General features: G+C 35.5%; 23 protein-coding genes. 12 read left to right on the top strand and 11 right to left on the bottom strand.

What is annotated here, in order from left to right; translation table 11 throughout:
* Nucleotides 1-346 precede the first annotated feature (346 nt).
* Genes ffh through HMPREF9078_RS06515 form a run of 5 tightly spaced genes read left to right on the top strand, consistent with a single transcriptional unit; the run spans nucleotide 347 to nucleotide 5285 of the window.
* The gene (gene ffh, locus HMPREF9078_RS06535; protein ID WP_009411396.1) at nucleotides 347-1678 is read left to right on the top strand and encodes a signal recognition particle protein; all 1332 of its coding nucleotides are present in this window, start codon (nucleotides 347-349) and stop codon (nucleotides 1676-1678) included.
* A gap of 29 nt (nucleotides 1679-1707) precedes the next feature.
* On the top strand, nucleotides 1708-2163 hold the full coding sequence (locus HMPREF9078_RS06530; RefSeq protein WP_009419905.1) for a DUF2750 domain-containing protein: 456 nt from the start codon (nucleotides 1708-1710) through the stop codon (nucleotides 2161-2163).
* Between the two features lie 21 nt (nucleotides 2164-2184).
* Entirely contained in the window at nucleotides 2185-3060 is an 876-nt protein-coding gene (folD, locus tag HMPREF9078_RS06525) for a bifunctional methylenetetrahydrofolate dehydrogenase/methenyltetrahydrofolate cyclohydrolase FolD (RefSeq protein ID WP_009419904.1), read from the top strand.
* On the top strand, nucleotides 3057-4196 hold the full coding sequence (locus HMPREF9078_RS06520; RefSeq protein WP_009419903.1) for an AAA family ATPase: 1140 nt from the start codon (nucleotides 3057-3059) through the stop codon (nucleotides 4194-4196). The genes folD and HMPREF9078_RS06520 overlap by 4 nt, the downstream gene beginning before the upstream one ends.
* The gene (locus HMPREF9078_RS06515) at nucleotides 4197-5285 is read left to right on the top strand and encodes a CapA family protein (RefSeq protein ID WP_009419902.1); all 1089 of its coding nucleotides are present in this window, start codon (nucleotides 4197-4199) and stop codon (nucleotides 5283-5285) included.
* Between the two features lie 101 nt (nucleotides 5286-5386).
* Here the strand turns inward: HMPREF9078_RS06515 and prmC are convergent, their stop codons facing one another.
* The 8 genes from prmC to HMPREF9078_RS06475 form a co-directional block, all read right to left on the bottom strand.
* Nucleotides 5387-6232 (bottom strand): peptide chain release factor N(5)-glutamine methyltransferase, encoded by an 846-nt coding sequence (prmC, locus tag HMPREF9078_RS06510; RefSeq protein WP_009419901.1) that lies wholly within the window; start codon nucleotides 6230-6232, stop codon nucleotides 5387-5389.
* Nucleotides 6232-7266: a glucosaminidase domain-containing protein gene (locus tag HMPREF9078_RS06505; RefSeq protein ID WP_009419900.1), complete on the bottom strand. Its 1035-nt coding sequence runs from the start codon at nucleotides 7264-7266 to the stop codon at nucleotides 6232-6234. The genes prmC and HMPREF9078_RS06505 overlap by 1 nt, the downstream gene beginning before the upstream one ends.
* On the bottom strand, nucleotides 7250-8188 hold the full coding sequence (locus HMPREF9078_RS06500; protein WP_009419899.1) for a 1-aminocyclopropane-1-carboxylate deaminase/D-cysteine desulfhydrase: 939 nt from the start codon (nucleotides 8186-8188) through the stop codon (nucleotides 7250-7252). The genes HMPREF9078_RS06505 and HMPREF9078_RS06500 overlap by 17 nt, the downstream gene beginning before the upstream one ends.
* A 2-nt stretch (nucleotides 8189-8190) precedes the next feature.
* Complete coding sequence (locus HMPREF9078_RS06495; protein WP_009419898.1) at nucleotides 8191-9432, bottom strand: ABC transporter permease; 1242 nt, start codon at nucleotides 9430-9432, stop codon at nucleotides 8191-8193.
* Between the two features lie 3 nt (nucleotides 9433-9435).
* Complete coding sequence (gene lipA / locus HMPREF9078_RS06490; RefSeq protein ID WP_009418403.1) at nucleotides 9436-10335, bottom strand: lipoyl synthase; 900 nt, start codon at nucleotides 10333-10335, stop codon at nucleotides 9436-9438.
* A 421-nt stretch (nucleotides 10336-10756) separates the two neighbouring features.
* Nucleotides 10757-12019, bottom strand: a complete 1263-nt coding sequence (locus HMPREF9078_RS06485; RefSeq protein ID WP_009419896.1) for a site-specific integrase — start codon at nucleotides 12017-12019, stop codon at nucleotides 10757-10759.
* Nucleotides 12016-12267 (bottom strand): hypothetical protein, encoded by a 252-nt coding sequence (locus HMPREF9078_RS12150; RefSeq protein ID WP_009419895.1) that lies wholly within the window; start codon nucleotides 12265-12267, stop codon nucleotides 12016-12018. The genes HMPREF9078_RS06485 and HMPREF9078_RS12150 overlap by 4 nt, the downstream gene beginning before the upstream one ends.
* Before the next feature lie 194 nt (nucleotides 12268-12461).
* Nucleotides 12462-12866 carry a hypothetical protein gene (locus HMPREF9078_RS06475; RefSeq protein ID WP_009419894.1) on the bottom strand — a complete coding sequence of 135 codons (405 nt, stop codon included), beginning with the start codon at nucleotides 12864-12866 and terminating at the stop codon, nucleotides 12462-12464.
* 135 nt (nucleotides 12867-13001) lie between these two features.
* On the opposite strand from HMPREF9078_RS06475, the gene HMPREF9078_RS06470 reads away from it, so the two are divergent.
* From HMPREF9078_RS06470 to porV, 7 genes are all read left to right on the top strand, one after another.
* Nucleotides 13002-13244, top strand: coding sequence for a hypothetical protein (locus HMPREF9078_RS06470; RefSeq protein WP_009419893.1), 243 nt, complete (start codon nucleotides 13002-13004; stop codon nucleotides 13242-13244).
* Nucleotides 13245-13286: 42 nt separating this feature from the next.
* Nucleotides 13287-13529, top strand: a complete 243-nt coding sequence (locus HMPREF9078_RS06465) for a hypothetical protein (protein ID WP_009419892.1) — start codon at nucleotides 13287-13289, stop codon at nucleotides 13527-13529.
* 7 nt (nucleotides 13530-13536) lie between these two features.
* Nucleotides 13537-13863, top strand: coding sequence for a DUF3853 family protein (locus HMPREF9078_RS06460; protein WP_034543128.1), 327 nt, complete (start codon nucleotides 13537-13539; stop codon nucleotides 13861-13863).
* Nucleotides 13856-14137, top strand: a complete 282-nt coding sequence (locus tag HMPREF9078_RS06455; RefSeq protein WP_009419890.1) for a DUF3853 family protein — start codon at nucleotides 13856-13858, stop codon at nucleotides 14135-14137. Before HMPREF9078_RS06460 ends, HMPREF9078_RS06455 begins: the two co-directional genes overlap by 8 nt.
* A 2-nt stretch (nucleotides 14138-14139) precedes the next feature.
* Nucleotides 14140-14868 carry a hypothetical protein gene (locus HMPREF9078_RS06450; RefSeq protein WP_009419889.1) on the top strand — a complete coding sequence of 243 codons (729 nt, stop codon included), beginning with the start codon at nucleotides 14140-14142 and terminating at the stop codon, nucleotides 14866-14868.
* Nucleotides 14861-16195 (top strand): replicative DNA helicase, encoded by a 1335-nt coding sequence (locus HMPREF9078_RS06445; RefSeq protein WP_009419888.1) that lies wholly within the window; start codon nucleotides 14861-14863, stop codon nucleotides 16193-16195. Before HMPREF9078_RS06450 ends, HMPREF9078_RS06445 begins: the two co-directional genes overlap by 8 nt.
* Nucleotides 16196-16467: 272 nt before the next feature.
* Entirely contained in the window at nucleotides 16468-17550 is a 1083-nt protein-coding gene (gene porV, locus HMPREF9078_RS06440; RefSeq protein WP_009419887.1) for a type IX secretion system outer membrane channel protein PorV, read from the top strand.
* Here porV and HMPREF9078_RS06435 read toward each other — a convergent pair.
* From HMPREF9078_RS06435 to HMPREF9078_RS06425, 3 genes are read right to left on the bottom strand one after another with little or no spacing between them, the layout of a single operon-like run.
* Nucleotides 17547-22163: a hypothetical protein gene (locus tag HMPREF9078_RS06435; protein WP_009419886.1), complete on the bottom strand. Its 4617-nt coding sequence runs from the start codon at nucleotides 22161-22163 to the stop codon at nucleotides 17547-17549. The genes porV and HMPREF9078_RS06435 overlap by 4 nt on opposite strands.
* A gap of 30 nt (nucleotides 22164-22193) precedes the next feature.
* Entirely contained in the window at nucleotides 22194-23852 is a 1659-nt protein-coding gene (locus HMPREF9078_RS06430; protein ID WP_009419885.1) for a hypothetical protein, read from the bottom strand.
* A gap of 7 nt (nucleotides 23853-23859) precedes the next feature.
* Nucleotides 23860-25212: a PKD domain-containing protein gene (locus HMPREF9078_RS06425; protein ID WP_009419884.1), complete on the bottom strand. Its 1353-nt coding sequence runs from the start codon at nucleotides 25210-25212 to the stop codon at nucleotides 23860-23862.
* Nucleotides 25213-25413 lie beyond the last annotated feature (201 nt).

The raw sequence follows: 25413 nt of genomic DNA, 5'->3' as shown, positions 1-25413 counted from the left end.
ACGATTGGTATAGAAAGGGTATATAAGTGATTGATTAATAATATGATACACCAACGCAAAAAATGTTAAAAATGAGGTTACGAGGCGAAAGAAAAGGTAAGGTGAGATATTGAAGAAATATGGAGGAACTCTAAAAAACTCGGAGGCAAAATATGCTTAGCTTATAGGAATCTTATACGGAATCTTGTACGATTATTATAGAACAGCCTTTTAAACTTCTATAAAATAAGGAGTTATATTATAGAAAAACAGCTTATTAACCGTATCAATACACTTTTTTAGCTGTTTAGTTTTTAGTTTCCACTTTTTTTCAGTACCTTTGCACAACTTTTTAAAATAGACAAAAATGTTTGATAATTTAAGTGATAAATTAGAGAAAGCCCTACATAACTTAAAGGGACACGGTAAGATTACCGAAATAAACGTAGCTGAAACACTGAAAGAAGTGCGTCGCGCTTTGCTTGATGCCGACGTGAATTATAAGATAGCCAAAGATTTTACCAATAACGTAAAAGAAAAAGCCTTAGGACAACAAGTGCTCACTACCCTACAACCAGGGCAGTTAATGGTGAAGATTGTAAAAGATGAGCTCACCCAGCTGATGGGAGGTGATGCTGCTGGAGTGAACCTATCGGGGAATCCTACTGTTATATTGATGTCGGGCTTACAAGGTTCTGGTAAGACTACTTTCTCAGGGAAATTGGCTAACTACCTCAAAAATAAAAGAAATAAAAAACCATTGCTCGTAGCGTGCGACGTGTATCGTCCTGCTGCGATAGACCAATTACATATTGTAGGAGAACAGGTGGGGGTACCTGTTTTTTCGGATAAAGGGAACAATAACCCTGTGGATATTGCCAAAAAAGGGGTACAATACGCCAAAGAAAACCACTTGAACGTGGTGATTGTGGATACCGCAGGTCGGTTGGCAGTAGACGAGCAAATGATGACCGAAATATCGAATATCCACAAAGCACTGAACCCACAAGAAACCCTTTTTGTAGTAGATGCGATGACGGGGCAAGATGCTGTAAACACGGCTAAAGCTTTCAACGATGTGCTGAACTTCGATGGGGTTATCCTTACCAAACTCGATGGAGACACCCGTGGTGGGGCGGCTATCACTATTAAATCGGTAGTGAATAAACCTATCAAATTCGTAGGTACCGGCGAGAAAATGGACGCTATTGATGTGTTCTATCCTGACCGTATGGCTGACCGTATCCTGGGTATGGGCGACGTGGTATCATTAGTAGAACGCGCTCAAGAGCAGTTTGACGAAGAACAAGCGCGTAAATTGCAAAAGAAAATTGCAAAAAACCAATTTGGGTTTGACGACTTTCTTGAACAAATACAGCAAATTAAGCGTATGGGTAGTATGAAAGACCTCCTTGGTATGCTCCCCGGCGTAGGGAAAGCAGTGAAAGACCTCGATATCAAAGACGACGCTTTCAAGCATATCGAAGCAATTATCCATTCGATGACTCCAAAAGAGCGCAATACGCCTGCTATCATAGATTTAAACCGCAAAAAACGAATTGCCAAGGGTAGCGGTCGCGATATTCAAGAGGTAAACCAACTAATGAAACAGTTCGAGCAAATGAGCAAGATGATGAAAATGATGCAAGGTGGCGGTGGCAGAAAGATGATGCAGATGATGCAGGGAATGAGAGGTTAGATAAAAGGTAAAAGGCAAAAAATACAAATATGTTACAAGAATTCATTGAAACTGTAGTAAAGAACAAAGAAGTGTTTTACCTAGAAGTAGACGAATCGTTTGCTATGTGTGGTTCGCAAGCCTTCTACATTGAGGAAACCAAAGAAGCTATTCCTGTAGCCCTCTTTTGGGAAGACGAAAAGAAAGCAGTAGCTTGTAAAGCCGACGAATGGGCTAAAGGAATTGTAAAATCGGCTACCTTAGAAGAGTTTATTGAGATATGCTTTGGAATGCAAGTAGAAACAATGGCAGTGGGTATTGGGTTCAACGCTGATTTATCAGGAGGAGAAGAACTCGTGCCTGTTGAATTGATAAAAGCATTGATAAAAGAAATTGACAGAACAAAAACTGCGGTTACTTTTAGTGACTCGTTCGAATCATTAGCCCAAGTAAAACAACTTTTGAACCAAATAGAGCTTGACATCACCGATGAAGAAGCCCTTTAACCACTAAAAACACAATCAGTAATGACTATCTTAGACGGAAAAAAGACTTCAGAAGCCCTCAAACAAGAAATTGCTGAGGAAGTAAAGCAACTAAAAGCTGAGGGAAAGAAAGTACCACATTTGGCTGCCGTATTGGTAGGCGACGATGGGGCAAGTCTTACCTACGTGGGGAGTAAGGTGAAAGCTTGCGAACAAGTAGGCTTTGAGTCTACTTTAGTAAAACTTCCTGCTAACATCAGTGAAGAGGCGTTACTGCGAGAAATTGAAAAGTTAAACGCTAATTCTGAAATTGACGGCTATATAGTACAATTACCACTACCTAAACACATCGACGAGCAGAAAATACTTTTAGCCATAGACCCTACAAAAGATGTAGACGGCTTTCACCCTGCTAACTTCGGTAGAATGGCACTGGATATGGAGGCTTTTATTCCTGCTACACCTTTCGGTATTATGGAGTTGCTGAAACGCTACGAAGTGCCTACCAAAGGCAAACACGTGGTAGTAGTAGGACGCTCACACATCGTAGGTCGCCCCATCAGCATATTGCTCAGCCAAAAAGGAACACAAGGCAACGCTACCGTCACACTTACTCACAGTCATACCCCTAACCTCGCTGAGCTTACGCGTCAGGCAGATATTGTGGTAATGGCATTAGGTATTCCAGAATTTCTAAAAGGCGATATGGTAAAAGAAGGCGTAACCGTAATAGACGTAGGAATTACACGCCTAAAAGACGATAGCACCCATAAAGGTTATCGCATTGTAGGCGATGTAGCTTTCGATGAAGTAAAAGAAAAAGCGAGTTACATTACTCCTGTACCAGGGGGCGTAGGTCCTATGACCATAGCAATGCTCTTGAAAAATACGTTATTAGCTTATAAATGGTATCGATGAAAATAAAAGAATCTAAATATTATCACCCTGTAAACCTCTTGCAGATAGACTCCGATAACCACGTAGAGGTGTACGATAAATACAAACTTCTGACTTTCAGCAACCCGTACCGTTGTTTGTTAGACGACTTGATGGCAAGAATTTATATAGGAGGAGAGGATTTGGTTATCCAACGAGACAAACTGAAACACTTTGTGAAATGTACTGACTATTACACCATAGAATACGCCTCCAAACAAAATGAGCTATACGAATCGGAAGAGTGCTATTTTCACCCAGAGCTCGAAATCTTTTTGGTAATAGACAAAAATCTCTCCAACGAGTACGATAACCAGATTTTTGAAGACGGATTGTACAAAGTAAATTCAGTATACTACCAAAACGACAATCCAAAGGCTAAGGAACACCTCAACACCTTGTTTTCAGAATATATAGAAAAGTATATCTCTAAAGAATCTAAGGTTTCTATACTACTAAAAACGCAAATAGGATTAGAAATCAAAACCCATAGCATCAAGCCTTACCGTATAGATTTTGAAACGATGTACAACAATGATTTCTTCGAAGTACATACTCGAGTGAAAAATGCGCTAACGAATGATAACAAGGGCGTGGTACTATTTCACGGGATTGCTGGTTCGGGGAAGACAAACTACATCAAATGGCTTACGAGTCAAATTCCGAATAAAAAATTTATCTTTGTACCTACTACAATGATAGGGTCGCTCACCGACCCTGCTTTTATTAGTCTGCTCATAGGCAATAAGAACTCTGTATTGGTACTCGAAGATTGTGAGAACTATATAGCTGAACGCACCTCCTTCAACAGTAATACCGATGTAGTATCGTCTATCCTCAATATAGCTGACGGTATGCTTTCTGATGTATTAGAATGCCAGCTGATATGCACGTTTAACTCCGATATTTCTAAGATAGACTCGGCATTATTGCGCAAAGGCAGATTGATAGCCGAGTATAAGTTTAAAGAGCTAACTGTTGAGAAGTGCAATAAGTATTTGCAATCTACCGATAGAGATTTTAGAGTAGATAAGCCTTACTCATTAGCAGAACTGACCAATATAGACATAAAGGAACTCAAAGAACAAGACAAGCAAACTAAAATAGGTTTCAAATAAATGATACGTGTATTTCTGACTTTTCTCTTCTTCTCGATTACTTTTGCCCAAGAAACAGGTAATCGAATGTCATTGCTTTTTATGGGGGATATAATGGGGCACGTGCCACAAATAGAAGGAGCTTACGATATTGAAACGAAGCAATACAATTATATGCCTGTATTTGACAAAATCAAGCATAAGTTTGCGCAAGTAGATTTTGCTATTGCTAATTTGGAAGTAACTTTGGCAGGAGAACCTTATACAGGTTACCCTCAGTTTTCGTCGCCCGATGCTTTAGCAGTTGCTTGTAGAGATAGCGGAATAGATGTATTGGTAACTGCCAATAATCACACTTGCGATAGAGGCAAAAAGGGAATTATTCGTACTTTAGACGTACTCGACTCTCTGAAAATAGCTCATACAGGAACCTTTCGCAACAAAGCAGACTTTGAGAAACATAATTTATTGGTGCTTTCCAAAAATGGGATTTCAGTGGGAATACTCAACTATACTTATGGTACTAATGGTTTACCCGTTCCTGAACCTACCATCGTAAATAAAATAAATCTCAACCTAATGAAGCAGGATATTGAGAAAGCTAAAAAAGTAAATCTCGATAAACTGATAGTAGTGATACACTGGGGGATAGAATACCAGCAAAAGCAAAACAAAAAACAGGAAGAAGTAGCACAATTTCTTTTTGACAACGGAGTAGACATTATTATAGGAAGTCACCCACACGTCTTACAACCTATGTATTACTATCCGCAAACGGGACTTCATAAGGAACAGATGGTAGTTTATTCACTGGGTAATTTTGTATCTAACCAACGCAAAAGCTCAACAGACGGAGGTGCGATGGTAGAGCTGACCCTCTTCAAAGATGCTTATGGCACTCGTATCCTTGATAAAGGATATTATTTAGTTTGGGTAAATCGGACTCCAAAAACTAATAAGAAATATCTTTTTGAAATATTACCTTGCAAAGAATACAAAACTACTCACTACAAAGACCTTACTGAGAGCGTTAAGGATAGTATGAGTATCTTCATAAACAACTCCCGAAAGTTATTCAAATCTAATATTTTAGTTAAAGAGAAACTATAGCTTATTACAACATTTCTTTTATGTATCAGCTTTAGAAAATAAATAAAGGCTTTCTAATGATTATTATTTAGATAGCCTTTTCTTCTATATTACTTTTATAGCTATTTAGCTTTTATCATACGATCATTCCCAAAAAGGTCTTGACGTAAAGTTATCTCAGTAAAATACTTCTGTTCTAATAATGTTTGCATTTCTTGCCCTAAATACTGATTAATTTCAAAGAAAAGACTCCCATTAGGGTTTAAACTCCGCTGGGCAAGAGTAGCTATTTTATCGTAAAATAATAACGGATTATTATTAGGAACAAAGAGTGCTAAATGAGGCTCATATTCTAAAACATTATGGCGTATCTCTTTTTTTTCTAACTCACGTACGTAGGGCGGATTAGAGATAATAATATCATATTTATTAGGAAGAGTTTCTATTCGCAAGATATCTTGTTGTAAAAAATGAGTAACTACACTGTTTAATTCAGCATTACGCTTAGCTACTTTCAAAGCTCCTTCCGAGACATCTATAGCTGTTACTACGGCATTAGGAAGAGCTTTAGCAAGTGAAATAGCAATACAGCCACTGCCTGTCCCTACATCTAATATTTTGATTTTCTCGCTTTTGTCAGGATATTCTTGAAGTACCCAATCCACTAGCTCTTCTGTTTCTGGTCGAGGTATCAATACATTTTCATTTACGAAAAAACGATTAGAGAAGAACTCAGTTTCACCCAAAATATACTGTATGGGTTTCGCTGTTTGTAATTCTCTAATCGCTTGCAAAATAGGTTGTGCTATATCTTCAGTAAGTAAAGTATCAGAATTTGCTAATATTGTAGCTTTACTGTACTTTCCATAATGCTCCAAAAGAATAAAGTAAAATGCATTTATTTCATTCTTAGGATAAAGTATTTCTAACTTATGATGTATATACTCTCTTAGCTCACTAAAAGTCATTAGTTCACACGAATTTGTTGTCCTACTTTTAGGTTACTACTAGTCACATCATCAAAATTATTAAGCTTCATCAATTGTTGTACAGGTACTTGTTGCTCCCGTGCTATTTTATAAAGAGTATCACCTGTTTGTACTTGATAATAGACTTCAGCAATAGCCTCTTTTTCAATAGTCGTGGTATCAATAGTATTAGTAGGTTTAACGATTGTTTTTGTTACAGTGGGTTTAGACACCGATTTAATAGCTGTAGCTGGTTTAGATACTTCTTTTTTAGGAGTTGAAACAGTTGCTACTTGGGTATTAGAAGAAGTTATATCTCCTCCCTTAGCTGCTATTACTTGATTGTCATACTGATGTAATTCAAACTTTTTGATAAGAGCTATCAATTTCTTTGCATAAGTAGGGTCAGTAGCATAGCCTGCTTTTCTGAGCCCGTGTGCCCAACCTTCATAATCTGTAGGACTAAGGTCAAACAGTACTTTATAACGATTGCGATTTACAAGAAATTGTGAATGGTCTTCAAACGATTCGTATGCATATCTATATTTGCGAAAACATTCGCTCTTCTCATCGTCGTCGTGGGTAATAGTCTTGCCGTCCCAAGCAGCGTGACATTTAATTCCAAAGTGGTTATTGCCATAACGTGCCAAGCGTCCTTGTCCCGATCCACTTTCTAAAATGCCTTGTGCCAAAGTAATACTCGCAGGAATATTGTAACGTTGCATCTCTACCATTGCAATATCCTTATAATCCTGAATATACTTTTGGGTAACGGCTGTCGTAACTTGTACCGCAGGAGTTATCTCGTGAAAGCTGTCTTCTGAGACATCTCTACGATTGTGTTTTGAATCAGCTAAAGCCTTATTTCTTTGGTCTATCTCCGAATGGGTAGGCTTTTTCATCTCCACTCTCGGAGTCGGCTTTTGTCCTCGATAGATTACCGAATGAGAATTTCTCCCTTTCCTGTAAGGCTGATCAGAGCACGATGATATTATAAAGAGAATTAGCAATAGCAAACTAAATCTTTTCATCATAATTCAATATACTTTTATGTTTTTTAATTCGTTCGTTGTTAAAACCTTTAATCCCTTGCAAACCACCAGTATGAATGGCTAATATACGGGTATTAGGTGCAAAATATCCCTGCTTTGTGAGGGCAAAGATAGCAAAAATCATCTTACCTACATATATCGGGTCTAATAAAATTTTCGTCTGACTGTTAAAATCATTTAAAAAATCTACTAATTCATCAGTTACTTTAGCATAACCACCAAAGTGATAATCGTGCACTAATTCCCAATTGTTTTTGGTTGTATATTGTTTGATTACCTCACTTAAAAACGCTCCTCTCAAAGCTGGAAAACCAATGACTTTCTGATGATTAGCACTTGCATTGATAAGCCCTGAAATCGTCCCTCCTGTTCCTACGGCACTGCATATCACATCAAAAGCATTGTCCTCAGGAGTAAGGATTTCTTCACACCCCTTCACTGCCAGCTCGTTAGTACCTCCTTCAGGGGCTATATAGATGTTTTGTCCATAGCGTTTCCTAAGATTTTCCAGGAACTCTGGCGTGTGTTTTCGTCGGTAAGCCTCTCTTGTAACAAAATAAAAATCCATACCACAAGATTTAGCAAACTTTAACGTAGGATTAACATCTATTTTAGAACCTAACTCATCGCCACGAATCACACCTATGGTTTTCAAACCTACTATTTGTCCCATAGCTGCTGTCGCAGCAATATGATTAGAATAAGCTCCTCCAAAAGTGAGAATCGTATCCTTGCCTTCCTGTTGGGCTTGTGCTATGTTGTACTTGAGCTTTCTGAGCTTATTCCCTGATACAAAAGGGTGGTTTTTGTCCTCTCGCTTTATTGTAAGAGTAATCCCATCAGGCAACGGGACATTCACAGGTTCGTTTTCTATATGTAAGTTATTGAATAATAAAGACTGCATAGTTATTCATATCTCAACGCTTCTACAGGATCTAATTTTGAGGCTTTTACTGCCGGATACAATCCTGATATTACCGCTACTACAAGAGCTATACATATAGCAATAATAATAACACCCCACGGAATGGTAAAATCAAACTTAACGGCTTTAGATATCAAATATCCCAAACTGATACCTAATACAATACCCGTAAGTGCTCCCAATTGAGCTATTATTAGGGTCTCGGTAAAGAACTGTAAGGTAATAGATTTGCGTTTAGCTCCCAACGCTTTGCGAATGCCTATCTCCTTAGTGCGCTCGGTTACCGAAACGAGCATAATGTTCAATAGGGCGATTGAAGACCCCAAGATGGTAATAAGCCCAATCACAAAACCAGCAACAGAAAGGGTACCCGTAATACTACCTATGCGTTGCAATAAGTCGTCACTGCGTTCTATCCCAAAATTATTTTCTTGTAAAGGTGCTAAGCCTCTCAGGTTACGCATCACTATGGTAGCATCATCTATAAGTCCGTCCAACTGGTCTTTGCTCTGAGCGCTTATTTTGAGTTGAAAATTAGGATTATCTATGGGGAAAATACTGCGTGCAATTCCTAAAGGAATCAACACTTGAAAGTTTTCGTAATTGCCAAAGGAGGAACTTTGTTCTTTAAGTATACCTATGACTTTGAACTTATAACCACGTACCGAAATACTCTTTCCTAATGGATTTACATCTTTGAGTAGTGTTTTCTTAAAATCCGGACCTATCACGCACACATAGCTATTGTTCTGTATATCAAAATCGCTAAAATTGCGTCCCTCTTCCACTTCTAACCCCGAATTGCCAATGTAGTATTCATCTACGCCTATCACTACGGCTAATGGGTCAGTTTTTTTGTTCTCGTACTTCACCTCAGCTGAGGAAGCAACATTCATAGAAATACTCGTTTTTGCAAACGGATTATCTAACTGTTGTTTAAAAGCTACTGCTTCTTGATAAGTAATTAAAGGGTGTGGCTTTTGGGTGGTACCACTCCCCTCAGCTCGCTGACTGTATTGATACCTTGTAATCGAAAAAGTATTAGCTCCCATACTCGAGAAATTGCCTTCAAGCGTATTGCGCAAAGCAGTAATCACACTCAGGATTCCTACCAATGCCGTAATGCCAATAGCGATGATGAGCACGGTGAGAATTGTGCGCAATAGTTGCCCTCTGATACTGTCAAGAGCTATTTTTATATTTTCACGAATTACAATCCACACGGTTTATAACAAATGCTTATGAGCGCGGTAAGATGAACGTACTAACGCTCCACTTTCTACGTGACGAAAACCTAATGATAAGCCTATTTCTTTGTACTTGGCAAACTGCTCAGGAGTAACAAAATTCTTTACAGGAAGGTGCTGTTTGGAAGGTTGCAAATACTGACCGATAGTTACAATATCCACTTTTGACTCTTTAAGGTCGTGCAAGGTTTCTATCACCTCTTCCTCAGTTTCTCCAAGTCCTAACATAATCCCCGATTTAGTACGGTTTGCACCGTTTTCCTTTAAGTAACGCAACACGCCCAAACTTCGGTCGTATTTAGCTTGTATACGCACTTCACGAGTCAATCGGCGTACCGTCTCCATATTGTGCGAAATGATTTCAGGTGCAGCTTTCAGTATACGGTTTAAGTTGCGTTCTACTCCCTGAAAATCAGGAATCAAGGTCTCCATTGTAGTATTAGGGTTCATTCGGCGCACGGCTCTCACCGTCTCAGCCCATATAATGCTTCCCATATCCTTTAAATCATCTCGGTCTACCGAGGTCAGTACTGCGTGCCTAATGTTCATCAGTTTGATAGAACGTGCCACCTTTTCAGGTTCTTCCCAATCCAAACTTTCAGGTCGCCCTGTTTTTACGCCACAAAAGCCACACGAGCGCGTACAGATATTCCCCAATATCATAAAAGTAGCAGTGCCTTCTCCCCAACATTCTCCCATATTGGGGCAACTACCCGAAGTACAAATTGTGTGAAGGTTATATCTGTCCACCACACTCCTCAGTTCAGTATACTTTTTACCAGTGGGTAATTTTACCCGTATCCACTCTGGTTTATTGCTCTTTAAGGTAGTAGTGGTAGTGGTTCCTATTTCATCTACAGCAAGTGTTTCTGCATTCATTATTTTTTAATGTTCTATATAATTTTTTACAAAGATACTACAAAATTGATGATTACAAAAGTTTTTAGACCGAAAAAATATCTATCCCCTATCGGAAGTACTGATTATAAGTGAAGCACAAAAAGCTATTTCTTATATCTAACCCAAGTTTTACCAAGGTAAAAGCCTATTTTTTCTTATATGAGAAAAGGCTAAAACAGAAACAAACGTTCTATTTTAGCCTTAAAAATAATTTTATCAACATTCTGACTTTGGCGGAGAGAGAGGTTCTCAAATGAAATACCATTATAAACTAATAAGATATTATTTTAATGATTATCAATGTTTTATTTTTGTTCTTAGTTCTAATACATACTAATAAAGACTAATAAATACAAGCTTTATTAGTCCCTGATTTTAATAGTAGGGACAAAATCTATACCTATAAAAGATTAAATTTATTCATAGCATTAGCTTTTGTTTCGTCTGCTATATCAATGTAAGGTTTCATAGCCTTGTAATCGCTGTGTCCAGTCCATTTCATAACTACCTGTGGAGGTATACCTAAAGAAAGAGCATTACAAATAAATGTACGCCTTCCTGCGTGTGTTCCAATTAAAGCATATTTAGGTGTTACTTCATCAAAGCGTTCGTTACCTATATAATAAGTTTCTCGGATAGGCTCATCAATTCCTGCTAACTCGGCTAATTCTTTTAAGTACTCATTCATTTTTTGATTTGTAATGACAGGCAAAGCTCTTCCTTTAGTATCTTTATAGTCCTTGTATTTTTCTAAAATACCCCTGCTATGTTGATTTAGTTCTATTTTTAAGCTGTCACTCGTCTTTACAGTGGTTACCTCTATAAAATTATCTCGTATATCACTTTTCTTTAAGTTCTCTACATCTGAATAGCGAAGACCAGTAAAACATTGAAACAAAAATACATCACGTACTCTTTCAAGATATTTTTTCTGCTCTGGTATTTGATATTCCCTAAATTGTTTAAACTCGGTAGGAGTTAGAAAAATAATTTTTTTTTGAGTATCTTTCAGCTTAGGTTTAAAAACCTCAAAGAAAGTGTTTGTATTATATCCTTTCCTACAGCTCCAACGTAAAAACCATTTCACAAAAGAAATATGTTTTAAAATAGTTGAGTTCTTCAATTTCAGTTCTCGTTGCAAATAGTTAAGGTACTCTATAAACTTTTGTTCGGTAAGTTTTTCAAAAGTAAGTTCAGAATCAAAATTGAAGAGATGGTTTCTTATTACTTTTAACTTTGTTTTAGTAGCCTCTGTCCACTGGTTAAAAGCTCCTTCTTCAGCCATAAAATCATCATAATATTGAAAAAAAGATTTCTCTAATACTACTTTCTTCTCTCTACCAATGTTAGAATTAAAAACAGATTGAAACTGCTCTTTATTTGGTATCACTTTCTGTACCTCAAAGTATTTGATTGTATCCTCGCAGGCTTGTTCAAAAAGTTGTAGTTTTCTATTGATAACACTGGCAGGAATTTTCTTCTTACCGTGTGTAGTGTTAGTTTTACAACGTTGAGTTTCGTTGCTCCACTTGTCTACTTCTATACGATAGCCCAAATTAAAAGCAACAATATTACCTTCCCACTTTATACGATAGCGGGTACGAGCATCAGGTTTATCTTTTTCCTTATCTAATAGGAATTGACAATGATATTTTAAGTTCATTTTTGATTTTCGTTTATAGTTATCAAAATTGTTTTAGCTTTCCAGCTACTTTCTGTTTTTATGTATTGTATGCTACCTTCTATATTTAAGGTCTCATCTTTATTAACAAGTCTAAAAAGTCCTCCGTTAGGATAAAAATCTCCATTATTATCCATTACATCTAAAAAACTATTTTTAGCACTATTTAGAAAAGGCATAAGTTGAATTTGTCCATTCTTTAAAAATTGTACTTCTCCTATAAATTTCATCGAATAATAGGAAATGTCGTTTTTCACCTTCTTAATTCCATCTTCTTTTTCAAATGAAGTTAGTTTCGCTTTTCTCTACTTCCTTTAAAAATAATGTTAGCCAAATCTTCTTGTGCTTTTTCTGTGCTAACTTGAGAATAAGCTACAGCATTTAGTAAAAATACTAAAAAACAGAAGTGTTACATTTTGGAGTTTCATTTTTGAGTGTTTTTTAAAATTTCCAACAACATACTCATTTGTTCTTGACTTGTTTTAAGTCGTTCAGTGAGTTCTTTATGTTGTTCTATTATTTTGGAAACATCTTCATTTGAAATAGAAATTGTTACATTCCCACCAGTGATATTATTACCGACAAAACCATTTTTTGATTTAACATTAGAATTGTCAATGACTACAGTACCTTTTTTTAGCATTTCCCCCTCCCCTAATAACAACCATAATGGCTCTATTTCAGGATAAGACTTTAATATTTTAACTAAATTATCAGTCCCTACGCTTTTGTTTTTATCTAAAAACCCGTTAGAAAGTCCAACTTCCCTATAAAAAGAAAGTTTGCTAATTCCTTTGTAATCAATAAATTGCAAAATTCTCTCAACCATAACGAAAATATTTTTAGTTTTTTTACTAATATTTCTTTTGCATTTAGTTTTTAATCTATATATTTGCAGCCGAAATACAATTCTATTTAGATTTAAAATGCAATCACTAAATAATCGGCAAATATATAAATAAAAATGAAAGTAAGTAAAATTATCATCGAAAAAATTTTAAACGACAACAATTTTAGCATTGAATTAGCTAAAAGATTAGGCAATCAACAGCAGTCAGTATTAGGCTTAGCAAGAAGAAATAGTCGAAATTTAACTCTTTGGGAAGCGGTTCTATTTTACAAAGAACAAGGATTCAGTGAAGAGCAAATTTTTCACGATTTAAACTCTGAAAAAGCTACACCTGTAGACAAAAAGCTAAGCAATTGAGGTTAGATTAAAAACAACAATTATCCAAAAATCAATTGTACAATGAATTTAGAAGCAAAACTACTCTTAAAGGTCATAATGTTCTTGTACAACAAGAATATAGATGTCGTTGGGGAGATTTACTCAGGTAAAATTTCTAACACAATGGTCGCTCATCTTATTGATAGAGCACAGAGAGCCTGTAATCAATACAAAAATAATGAATTAGGATGGATTGATTTTATTCGGCATCTTGACAGGGAAAACTGTCAAATATTAGCTGAATATGTGTTTAACAAAAAATAATGTCTTTATGAAAATAACGCATAACACAGAAGTATCAGTAAGAGAACAACTTATTGAAATACAATCAAAAATAGTAAACATATTAGCTTTTTTATCATCTGATACAGAAAAAACTGAAACTTTTGAAGAAAGTTCTTTTTCTAAGGATTTGTCTTTAGAAAAGAAATATGTGTATGGTTTGAAAGGTCTTGCGTCCATATTAGGATGTTCTAAATCACACGCTCAAAATATTAAAAATTCTGGAATATTAGATAAAGCTATTATTCAGAATGGACGCAAAATAATAGTTGATGCTGAAAAGGCTATAACTCTATTTCAAAAACGTTATGAATAATTTAGACCCCAATACACCTTTATTTAAACTTACCTTACAGGAATTAAAATCTGAACTTATGGAAGAATTTCAGAGTCAATTCTTAACTCTCCTTTCAAAGAAAAAATACGAATATGGAATAAAAGGATTAGCTAAAATATTAGGTTGCTCACGTGCAAAAGCTAGTAAAATTAAAAACTCTGGAGTGATAAATGAGGCTATATTTCAAAATGGGAAAATAATTATCATTGATATAGAAAAAGCCTTAGGACTCCTGAATAAGAATAAGGAATAGCGATGGAATATCTTGAACTAATAAAAAAGTATTGGAGTATGAATGAGGAATTCCCTCAAAGCTCTACTATTACTTGTACGTATTTCTTCTTATTAGAATCTTGGGATAAAAATAATAGAGAGGATTTTGAAATATCTGATTATGATATTTCAAGTAAACTCAAAATTAATCGAAATACCATTATAAGTAACAGAAAAATACTAAGAGATTTAGGACTTATCAACTATCAAATAACCAAAGGTTTTCCCACATTATACAAAATCATTCCTGATTATGTTATTCGTAAAGGTAAAGAAGTAATTTCAGTTGTAGAAAAAGAAAAAACTGTATCTAAGAAACCTATAGCACAAGTTATTTCAGTTATGTCTCCAGTTCAAGAAGCTATTCCACAGTCAGTGCAAATGACACCTCCTATTACACCTGTTGCTTTTCCTTCTTTGATTCCTAAGGCTAAAGAAAGGCAAGTTCTTAAAACACCTTCTAATATTCCTTCCCTTGAAGAATTTATATCCTATGCTAAAACTTTAGATATTTATGAAGAAGGGTTAGATGTACACTTAAAAATAAAATACGAAACTTGGAAAGATGATGGCTGGGTAAGTGGTTATAACAAACCTATTGTAAATTGGAAGCAAACTCTTAAAAACACTATGCCTTATCTGAGGTCAAACAATAAAAACATCTTTAATGTTCCAAAAATAAACAGACCTAAATCTACTTACAATGAATGAAAACATCGATATAGATATAGAAAAATACGTACTTGGCAATCTTGTGAGTGAGTCTCAACTCATTACGCAATACTATAATATGCTGAGTGTTTATCTTTTTTCTGCACCACAACATCAATCTATCTACGAAACTATTGTGCGAGTTTGGAAACAATACGGCACTGTAGATTTGATACTATTAGGAAAAGAATTTGAGAGGAAGAAGCTAAATTCATACACAGCTTACTGTATTGATTTGGCTAATTTTGCTATTTCATCTGCTAATATAGAGTATCATATAATGCTTTTGGTACAAGCCTCTGTAAAACGTGACTTTGTCAATAAATTCTCTGTACTTCTCAGTATGGCTCAAAAGAAAGAGAATGACATATTCGACATACGCGATAAAGCCTTTGAATACTTCAACAACCTTTTTATTGATAAGTTTATTGAAAATAACCGTCAAACGCGTGAGTTTCCTGAATTAGTAGAGGCAGTGCAAAAGAATTTCGAGAGTATTCATCAAGGAAAGCTCACAGGATTACAAAGTTCTCTAACTATTATCAATAAAGTATTTGGAGGTTGGCAGAAATCTAATCTTACCATTGTTGCAGGTCGCCCTGGTATGGGGAAAACTACTTTTTTAGTACAACAAATTGTGGATATGGTAGCTCAAGGATATTCGGTAGGGGTATTTTCGTTGGAAATGTCGGCAGAACAGATTGCCTCTAAAATTATTACCAATTACACCGATATACCCAATTCATCTATTCTTCGTAAAGGACTTAAAGACGAGGAAGTGTATCGCTATATCTCTCTGAAAGACAATCTTACCCAAATGAAAATACATATAGACGACACTTCGTCTATTTCAATTGAAAATCTTAAAATGAAGGCAAAGTCAATGGCTCTTCGCTATCATATCAATATATTGTTTGTTGATTATCTACAGCTTATTACCTATCCCAAAGCTGGTAATAGAGAGCAGGAGATTTCTTTTATCTCTCGAAGCTTAAAAGGGCTTGCAAAAGAGCTCGATATCCCTGTGATTGCTCTTTCTCAACTGTCACGAAATGTAGAACAGCGCACAGACAAGCGTCCTTTTCTTTCTGACCTAAGAGACTCTGGCGCTATTGAACAAGATGCCGATGAAGTGGTATTCCTCTATCGCCCTGAATATTACGGTATTGACCATTGGGATAAGGAATACAACAACGAAAGTACCAAAAACGAGGTAGAAATCATTATATCCAAGAATAGACACGGAGGCATTCTCTCAGAGCGCTGTGTTGTGAGTATGGCTACTTCAAAGTTTAGGGATTTAAAAAAGGAAATTAACTCAATGTAGAGCAATTCTAAAATGGTACAGCTCTCTTGTTGATAAAAACGGAAAAACCTATGTAAGTGTAAGTGTAGCAAATGTAGTGAACCACCTTACTAAAGCCTCTGGAAAATCTTATTGAGTATGATGAGGTTTACAACTGTTCTTGTATGTCTTTTTATAGTGGATTATGTGAGTGATTTGATAAAAATATTTTAAAGAAAAATATTTTTCTCTCTAAAAAAATCGGTATTTTAAAATAATATTGTATCTTTGAAAAAATATTTTGAATATATGCTATGAAATTTTACGCTCTAATTCTGTTATTAAGTTGTTCGTATATCTTTTCGCAAGAGAGAGAATATCCAATTACCACTGCATTTCCTTTCTTACTTATAAGTCCTGATGCTATAGCCTCAGGCAGAGGAGATATAGGGGGCGCTTCCTCTCCTGATATTTTTTCACAATATTGGAATTCATCAAAATATGTTTTCTCTTTGCAAAAATCAGGAATAGGAATGAGTTATACTCCTTACTTAAACAAACTATCTCGTGATATTTTCTTAGCAAACATCAGTTATTACAGAAAAGGAAGCAGAAGTGCTTGGGGGAGCAGTCTTCGGTATTTTAGCATAGGAGAAGTCCAACAGACTCAACTTTTCGGGAGTGAGATATACCGATTAGGCAGTTTTTTACCGTCAGAATGGCTGTTAGACTTGTCATATAATCTGAAATTAAGTGAATATTATTCAATGGGAATTACGGCTCGTTATCTGCATTCTAATTTGCGATTACCTACAGAAGAAAAAGCTACTGCCCAAGGGATAGCTTTTGATATCTCAGGCTACTATACTTCTGAAAAACACCTTGTAGGTAATCATTTTGGAAGCTATTCATTAGGTTTACAAATTTCCAATATAGGAAGCAAAATCAAATACGAGGACTTAGGTCAATCGTTTTTCCTGCCCACTAATCTTAAACTCAGTGGGAGTTATACCCTATCAGTAGATAGCGAAAATGATATTTCTCTACTTGTAGAGCTCAACAAATTATTAGTTCCTTCTGATACACAAAAACACAAAAAGACTGATTTTTTAGAGGGTATTTTCACTTCGTTTACTGATGCCCCTAATGGTTTTTTAGAGGAGATACGAGAAATCACTTGGGCATTAGGCTTTGAGTACACTTACTTACAACAATGGAGCTTGCGCACAGGTTATTTCTATCAACACAAAAACAAGGGAGATAAAAAATACCTCACTATTGGTACAGGTTTTAGTGTGCCACATTGGCAACTTGATTTTTCTTACCTCTTTTCTACCGCTCAAACTGTTAATCCTCTGAGTAATTCTCTTAGAATCTCATTGCAATACACTTTTTAATCATCAATAGGGTTTTTGAACATCTGTAAAGCCTCTGATGATTTTTTATCCCCAGGTAAGGTATAGGTAAGTTTGATATAATAATCACCTTTTCTCATAGGCGTGAAAGTATTCTTTAAAAATTGGCGTGCAGGGCTCGAAAATGGAACTATCTCTTTACTTACATCATTAGAAATTTGGCTGATAATATCTACAAAATCCGTCTTATAAGCTAATGCTAAATCATATTGATATGGAAAGTAATTGTCTACTCCTTGCGAGAAAATTTCGTTTTGTACATTGGTTAAATACTTATTATCAATAGAAATTGCTTTTGAGGGTATTTGCCCCCATTCTGTTGTATCTCTCCTCAATTGATATTTTCCCGCAATAGGCAATTGGCTATAGAAAGTAGGATTTATGTATTGCTTAAAATAAGCATCTTGTAGAGTAGCCTCCACTGCAATTAGAGGTTTTTTCTTAGAATACTCATTACCTACAAGGTCTACTGCTTCAAAAGGTTCTGATTTTTGAAGGTTATTAGCGAGAGAGATTACATCAGAATAATGAATTATGAAATTGTAATGAGACACTTTGATAGCTTTTATCTTCTCATTAAACGTTTTATACTTGCTGGTACTAAAATCATACGCTAATCGCTCTATCTCACCGTCTTTACTTAACGACTGTGCTTGTTTTTGTAAGACCTCATAATCATTACCCTCTTCTTGAGTTCTCTTTACATTTTCAGTAACTTTTCTCTTTTCATTTTTTGTATTAGTTTTTACAGGCTTACTAAAAAAGCTAACTTTATAAACTGACTTTGTCTGTAGTTTAGGCATAGCAAAAGTAATCTCATTAGCATCTTTGTTATAGATAAATGCTACCTCTTGTGCTTTATGGGTTTGATTATCTATAATTTTTACTCCATTCTCCCATTGATTACCTTCAAATAGATAGTCTTGTCCTTGTATGAGTTTTACATACCCTTGTTCAAACTCGTCTTTTAAGAAAAATTTTTGTGATACTACGGGATAAGCGTATTCTATATTTTGTAATGGGATATAATTAGGAGCTGTGCCTGTTGTAAATGTACGTTCTTCAAACTCTTTAGCTACTTTTCCGTTTTGGGTAATAGGTCTAAATATACCTCCCTCCTGCTTTTGGAAACTAACCTCTACTTGTACTTTAAATTTCTTTTGAGGAGCTAAAATATCTTCAGGGATGAAGTTAGCTCTATCTTTCAACTGAGACCATTCTAATCTACCTTTAACTTGTTGATTTTTATCATCAAGGACATTAAATTTTTCAAGAACTACTCTATAAGTACTTTTTCCATTATCTTCAGGAATTTCAAAAGGTTCGTTTACTTTCATTGAAAAAGTGGCTTGAGGTACAGCAAATACATCTACATCATTGCTATTGTTTTTAGGAGATACATCAGCAATGAGTTTCATTCCTTCAAAAGCACCTCCTGCAGATCCAAAGTCACATTGTTCACCAATAGTTACTTTGAAATTGAACTTTCCTTTGATAAGTCCGCCTAAGACATTCATTTCACCTCCTACATAACCTCGTAACCATACAGGATTAGGTAATTTAGCTTGCATTAATACAGCTACGCTTGATGATATAATAGGAATTCTCATATTTATAAAAAGCAACTTTACACGTACTCCTAATTCACCTTGTAAGAAAGCATAAGATTGTCCGTTAGCATACCAACCGTCTATACCTACTTGTTTGCCTGTATTTCTACACGATGCTTCTCCGTAATTCTTAAGCATTATATCAAATCCAACACCTGCTTTGAAATTAGCATAGAAAATTAGGAATGATAAATCACCGGTATCTATACTTAAATCAGAACCAAAGGCAAAACCTCCTGCATTAGCTAAAGCGTTTTCATCCCGCATATAATTGAGTTCTTGTGCTTCTACTCCTAAAATGCTCGCTACATTGGGAGGAGGCGGTGGAGAAGCAGGTAATTTTGTACCAGCCATAAGATAAGAAGTTGTTTTAAGAGAAACACCTGCTACTCCCATTTTTATACCAACTCTGTCATCAGGTGTACCAATGTGTAGATACCAATCGTTAGGGTCTTTATGAAAAACAGCCCAACCTGCTCTACCTCCTTCACCTACCCCTGAGATGAACCCTGCATTGATATAGACATCAAGAGTACCGTGCGTAGTCTGATTGACTATATCAAACTGAATAGCTGTCTTGAATTGGATAGTAGCCTTATTATCAGGAGTAGTAGGTATTGCTTTTTCAGCAAGAGGTAAGAAACGTTTTTCAAAACCTGTACGTTTATCATTATTAGTTTCTAAACCTAAGAAAGAGGCTTTGTTTTCTAAACTTCCTGATACTTTTGAAACTAAATTCTGTATATTTTCTATTCCAGGTATATCAGCTAAGACATTTCCTTTTCCATAGATGGCTGCAAAATCTAACCCTCCATTTTTATTGAATAACATTTCAAAAGCAGCTTCTCCGCTGAAAGCCTTGTCTGAACCTATAGCAAAACTCACTAATGCTTTTAGTCCCAACCCTCCTTCTTGGTAAGGTTCATAAGTAAGTCCTGAAGGAGAAAATTCAGCAGGGTCAGCGAGTGCATTTCGTTTCATATTATAATAAGCCCCTCCACCAAAACCATTAATGAAATAACCCGTTGAGATTTTAGCACTGGCATCAAAATACCAATATCTAAATTCTTTTTTTCCAAAAATAGCCTTTGCTTTTACCTCACAAGCCCCTTTGATAGCTACTTTTAAATCGGCATTAAATCCGTTGCCATATATAGGGTGATTTTCGAGTAAATCAAGTCGACCATCCATAGAAAATCCACAGAAAGAACCTTTTATAGCTATAGCAGAAAGGTCTAAGCCTTTGAATTTATAGTTGTAAGTGTGATTTTCTGAAGTTAGCTCACCTAAAATACCAATATTAGCTCGTGCAGAAAGTTCACTTTTATCCATTAGGTTCAGTGCTACATCAAAATACACATCTGCTCTGTTATCTAAAGTTCTCACTTCTACGCTTTTAATACTTACAGGAAAGTTGCTAAAAGAAACCTCATTTTTATAGCTCATATTTCCCACAGAAATCATAGGAGAAACTGTTTGTAATTTCAAATTTTCAAAAGTAATCCCTTTAAAATCTACAGTTTTACCTTCCTCCTGATTTTCCTGTGTTTCTTTTTCTGCAGTTTTGTTGGCAGCAAAGTTTATATTACCGTGTAAAACAGCTTTAGGAAGAAAACGATTGTTCTCTACTTTGAGTTCTATAGAACTATTTTTATAAAGAGAGGCTTTTGCTTGCCAAAGGTCAAATTGTATTTCATCTGTGGTCGTTACATTCAAGCTGTATCTTTCTTCTGAAATCAGTCCGTCGTATTGCAAGCCCAACTGTTCTATATTTTTGTTCTTGGAGGCATTGGTAATAGGAAGTAGTATTTTTCCATTAAAATTTGCTTTTACAAATTCGCCTGTTTCTATTTGTACCTCAATATGCTCTAATGAGTATGCCCAAGCATTGTTCTTATCAGTAATTCCTTCTTTCAAAGGAAATATATTTTCTGCAGAAAAGACCCCCGAAACGCCAAACTTATCTATAAGAAGTCCTTTGGCAGAAAACTCTATACGTTTACCATTTTCAGCGGTTGATTTTGTTTTAAACTCAGAGGGGAGACCTATTGAAAAGTTCTCGACATACACTCCTTTCCAACTCTCTTGCGCAGGAAAGAGTAGCCCTTTGGTATTGTACATATTTGGGAAAACAACAGAAGGGTCATTCTTTATATCACTTACATCGAGTACAGCTTTTGAGACTAAAAACTGAAAATTGCCATCGTAGTCTCTTCCATTTTGTTTTTTAGCTAATACAAAAGGCGAAAGAGATACGTTCATTATCAAATCATTCCAAGCAGATGCTGTGATGCTAAAATCACCTCTTACTCTGTTGGGAGCTTCAACAACACGTCCGTTAGACAATGTAATTGGTACTGTTTGTCGGGCTTCATTTACAACTCCATTTTCTATAGGAAGGATAAGCTCTCTTGAGAACTCAACAGCTCCTGAAAGGCGAAATTCTTTAAAACCATCACAATCAATTACTGCATAAGTCAAATCTTCAGTTTGACCTGTTTGTTTGTTAAACCCGCCATAGAGGGTAAGTTGCCAAGCATCTTTATGGATAGGAATGGCTACATCTCCCAGCAAAGCCAATTTGGCATCTCCTATGATACCCCCACTATGAGAGAGTTTGATGTTGTTTGCACCAAAAAATAAAGAAATAGGGCGACCATCATCCCCTTTTTGAGGAATATCTACTTTGGCAAACACTTGTAACTCGGTATAATCAGAGTGCAGTGTAGCCTTTATAATACCTATTGAATAAGTAGCGTTATCCACAGCATTCTCACCTCTCTTACGCGTTTTTATACCAATGGGCAAAGAGGTAATATTCTGTAAAGACAAATTATCTACCCACAATTCCTTCCTTTCTATTTTCTGCATTTGTTGTGCAGCATATTCAGGAGTAAGTTCATTGTTATCAGTATTTTGCCCTAAGAGAGAAGAACTCCAAAGAGTGAGAAAAACAAAAGGTATGGATAAAAATATATTTCGCATTGTATATTGTTTTTTTAAGGTGAAACTATTTTAAAAGCTATAGCTATAATTTATATTAAGCGTTATATCCTCAGCAGATTTTTGCTGTGAGTGCCTAAACATCTGCATTCCATAGAATGAAAAATTGTGTTTTTCAAGTAGTACATACGACACATTGCACTTGATACCTAAAACACTATTTCCAAAAGTGTCATTTGTTCGATTATAAAGCGTTCCTAAACTTGTATTGAGCTTATTTTCAAAGAATTTTTTGGCGATTGTAACACTCCCGCCATAAAAATCGGTTATCTCTCTCCCCACTTTGTTTTGAGTATAGTTGGCAGAAGTATTTACATTCATTTGCAGAGATGAAAAGCTAATGGTATGAGCTGCATTGTAATTCTGCACCAAACTGGCTTGTCCTTTACCGATAATACCTCCTTGTTCATTTGCTTGTCCTGCAATAGAGTAGTTGAAATTTACATTCTGACTTTTATCTTTTCCAAAAACATAATTCATATTCACATTTCCGTTTTGAGAAAGCTGGCGATAAGTAAGTGTATCGGCAGGATTCATATTCGGGGTGTTGATATAGTCGAACTCGTTTAAACGGCGGTTGGTAGTGGATGTAAAATTGGAGTATGAACCTGATACATTTAGTTTTTCTGAAATCTTTGCATTCAGATTTGCACTTCCTACCAGTCTCACAGAGGTTTGATTTTTCTGTTCTTTTAAATTGTCGCGTTGGTATCCCAATTGAGTGGCTATACTTATACGATCTTTGAAAAACGGACGGGCAAATGTAAGAGAAATATTCTCTAAATCATTATTGAAATACATAGCTCCAAAAGTACGATAAGTAGGATCAATATTCTCATATACAATTCCTACATTTGCTTTTCCTATCAGATAGTTTAAACGAGCATCAAAAGCCCTACTTTTGGAGGTGGAAAGCAAATAGTCTAATGAATTATCCTCAGTTTTATGAGGGGTCTTTTCCTGAATGATAGAAAGCGCATATTGTACTTCTAAGCTCAAGTTTTTCACAAAAGTTGTGGCAAATTTTAACGCATTAGCATAATTAGACTTGGGAGAAATATCAGTAGGATGTTCCAATGAATTTTTAACGTCCCAAGCGTATAAACTACTAAATTCTATCTTGTACTTTTCTTTGTCAAAATTAACTTTCATAGCTGAACCATATCTTTGAAAAACAGCCATTTGACCTATATTTTTATCTTCTTCTACTGCTTTGAGCAAGCGCCCTCCCATTGTGCTAAATTTCAATGCTCCTTTAGGTGTTAATTCTATCCCTACTCCACGAAAAGGGTGTCCGTTGAGCGTATAAGGAGAGTAAGTGAGGGTGTGGTCGCCTAAGTACAATTTTATCCATTTGTACTTAGGAGCAATACTAAATCTATTAAAGTCGAAAGGGACTTTATAGTTCAGAGCATTTCCTTGATTGGTAATAGAGTAACTCACAGGCATTGAAAATGTAAGAAAGCTAAAATTCAAACTTCCTGTAAGCATATAAGTAAAGGTACTTTTTTCAGCAGAAGAGTTGAAAAACATAGCATCGGCATTGACTCCCCCGCTGACTCTAAACTTTGTATCTTTAGTCATTGCTTCTATGTCTAAATCTTGAGCATTGGTACCAAAAGATATACACAAAAGTCCTCCCAAAAGCATATACTTTAATAATAGTTTCATTATCTATTTATTTTTGAACTTTTATATCACACAAAATATATGAATTTTCTGCACCCTTACTTATAAATTGTTTTATTTTGATAGCTCCCTTTCTACCATCGTGGGTTTGAAATAACACTATTCGAGGTAATGTATTTGTAAATGCTTGTGCTCCTGCTGCCGAATGTGTAATAGAAAGTGCACGTAAAGGGCTATCATTTGTCATTGCATTGAATTCTTCTTCAGTGAAATTGAGCCCGCAATTGCATATTTCTTGTGAATTGACAAAAACAGTAGTTTTTGCTCCTGTAATAGGAAAGAAAGCATATTTCTGTGCCTCAGTTGGAGATACAAATTTATTGCTTGTAAAAGTAGGGCTACCTCCTTGAAAAACTATATCTATCAAAGGAGCATTTTCAGCGGTAATATCTTTAGAGAAAAAAGATTTCTTCAATTTTGTGGAATAGAAAGCTGCTACTTTTTCGCTGTTATGAGCATAATTAATACCTAATTTTACATTTTCTAACACATAAATTCCTGTATTAGGATATACTGTAATTTGTTTTTGTAAAGTTTGAGTTGTTTTACCATTAGAGGCTACAAGTATTATAGTATAAGTACCAGCATTAGTATAGGTTACTTTAGGATTTACTTCAGTAGAAGTATTGGGAGTGCCACCTTGAAATGTCCATTGATATGAAATAGCATTTTCAGTTTTATTTTGCAAGGTGATATTTACAGGCACTTGTAAATCCTCATCCTCAATAGGTATCTTCCAAGAAAAAGCAGGTTTAATAGCAGGTTTTACCTCTACAAAATCTGAAAAAGTTTGACGATCATACCCATTAGAAACTTCTAAAGTTATTTCGTGTTTGCCTTCTGTAGAAAAAACCACAGCAGGAGGTGTTTTCCCTTCAAAAGTTTCAGGGATACCTCCTTTAAAAAGCCATTTATAAGTGAGGTTCTCTCCCTGAGTAGTATTAGTAAACTTCACCGTTACAGGAGGGTAGCTATTCATTACAATCTCTTTTGTAAAGCTTGCTTTTTTGATAGCATCTTTTATTGTGATAGTTTGCTCTTGAGTATCTGATTCTTTATACTCGTTAGTAACTGTTAGCTTTACTTTGTATGAGCCGTGTTGTGTATAGAGCACTTCAGGAGATTTTTCAGTAGAGGTATTGGGCGTACCACTTTCGAACTCCCACTGGTAATGCTCTCCCCCTGAAGAGGTATTGTTCATCTTTACATAAACGGGTACTGATTCATCACCATTTCTAAAACTCATTTGAAAAGAAGCCTTTACAGGGATCTCTGTCTCTTGATAACAAGAAACTACTGCAAAAACTATTAAGCAAATGATAAAATATCGATATAAACTCATCGTTATTATTTTTTTGATTTTATTTGTTATTTCTTTTGTTCGTCCTAAAATTATTAGTTAGTCCGTAGATTTTCAAAGAAGTATTAAGCTACTTTCTTTGTTTATCGCATATCTTTAGCCTTTGTTCTTAAGACTTATCACTGTAATCTTATTTTAGGACAATACACTTCTTTAAAAGCTTGTTTTACCTCATTTATATTA

It is taken from the genome of Capnocytophaga sp. oral taxon 380 str. F0488, from assembly GCF_000318255.2.
GTDB lineage: Bacteria > Bacteroidota > Bacteroidia > Flavobacteriales > Flavobacteriaceae > Capnocytophaga > Capnocytophaga ochracea.
The sequence above is the reverse complement of the archived record's forward strand: the minus strand, read 5'-3'. Positions and strand labels throughout refer to the sequence as shown.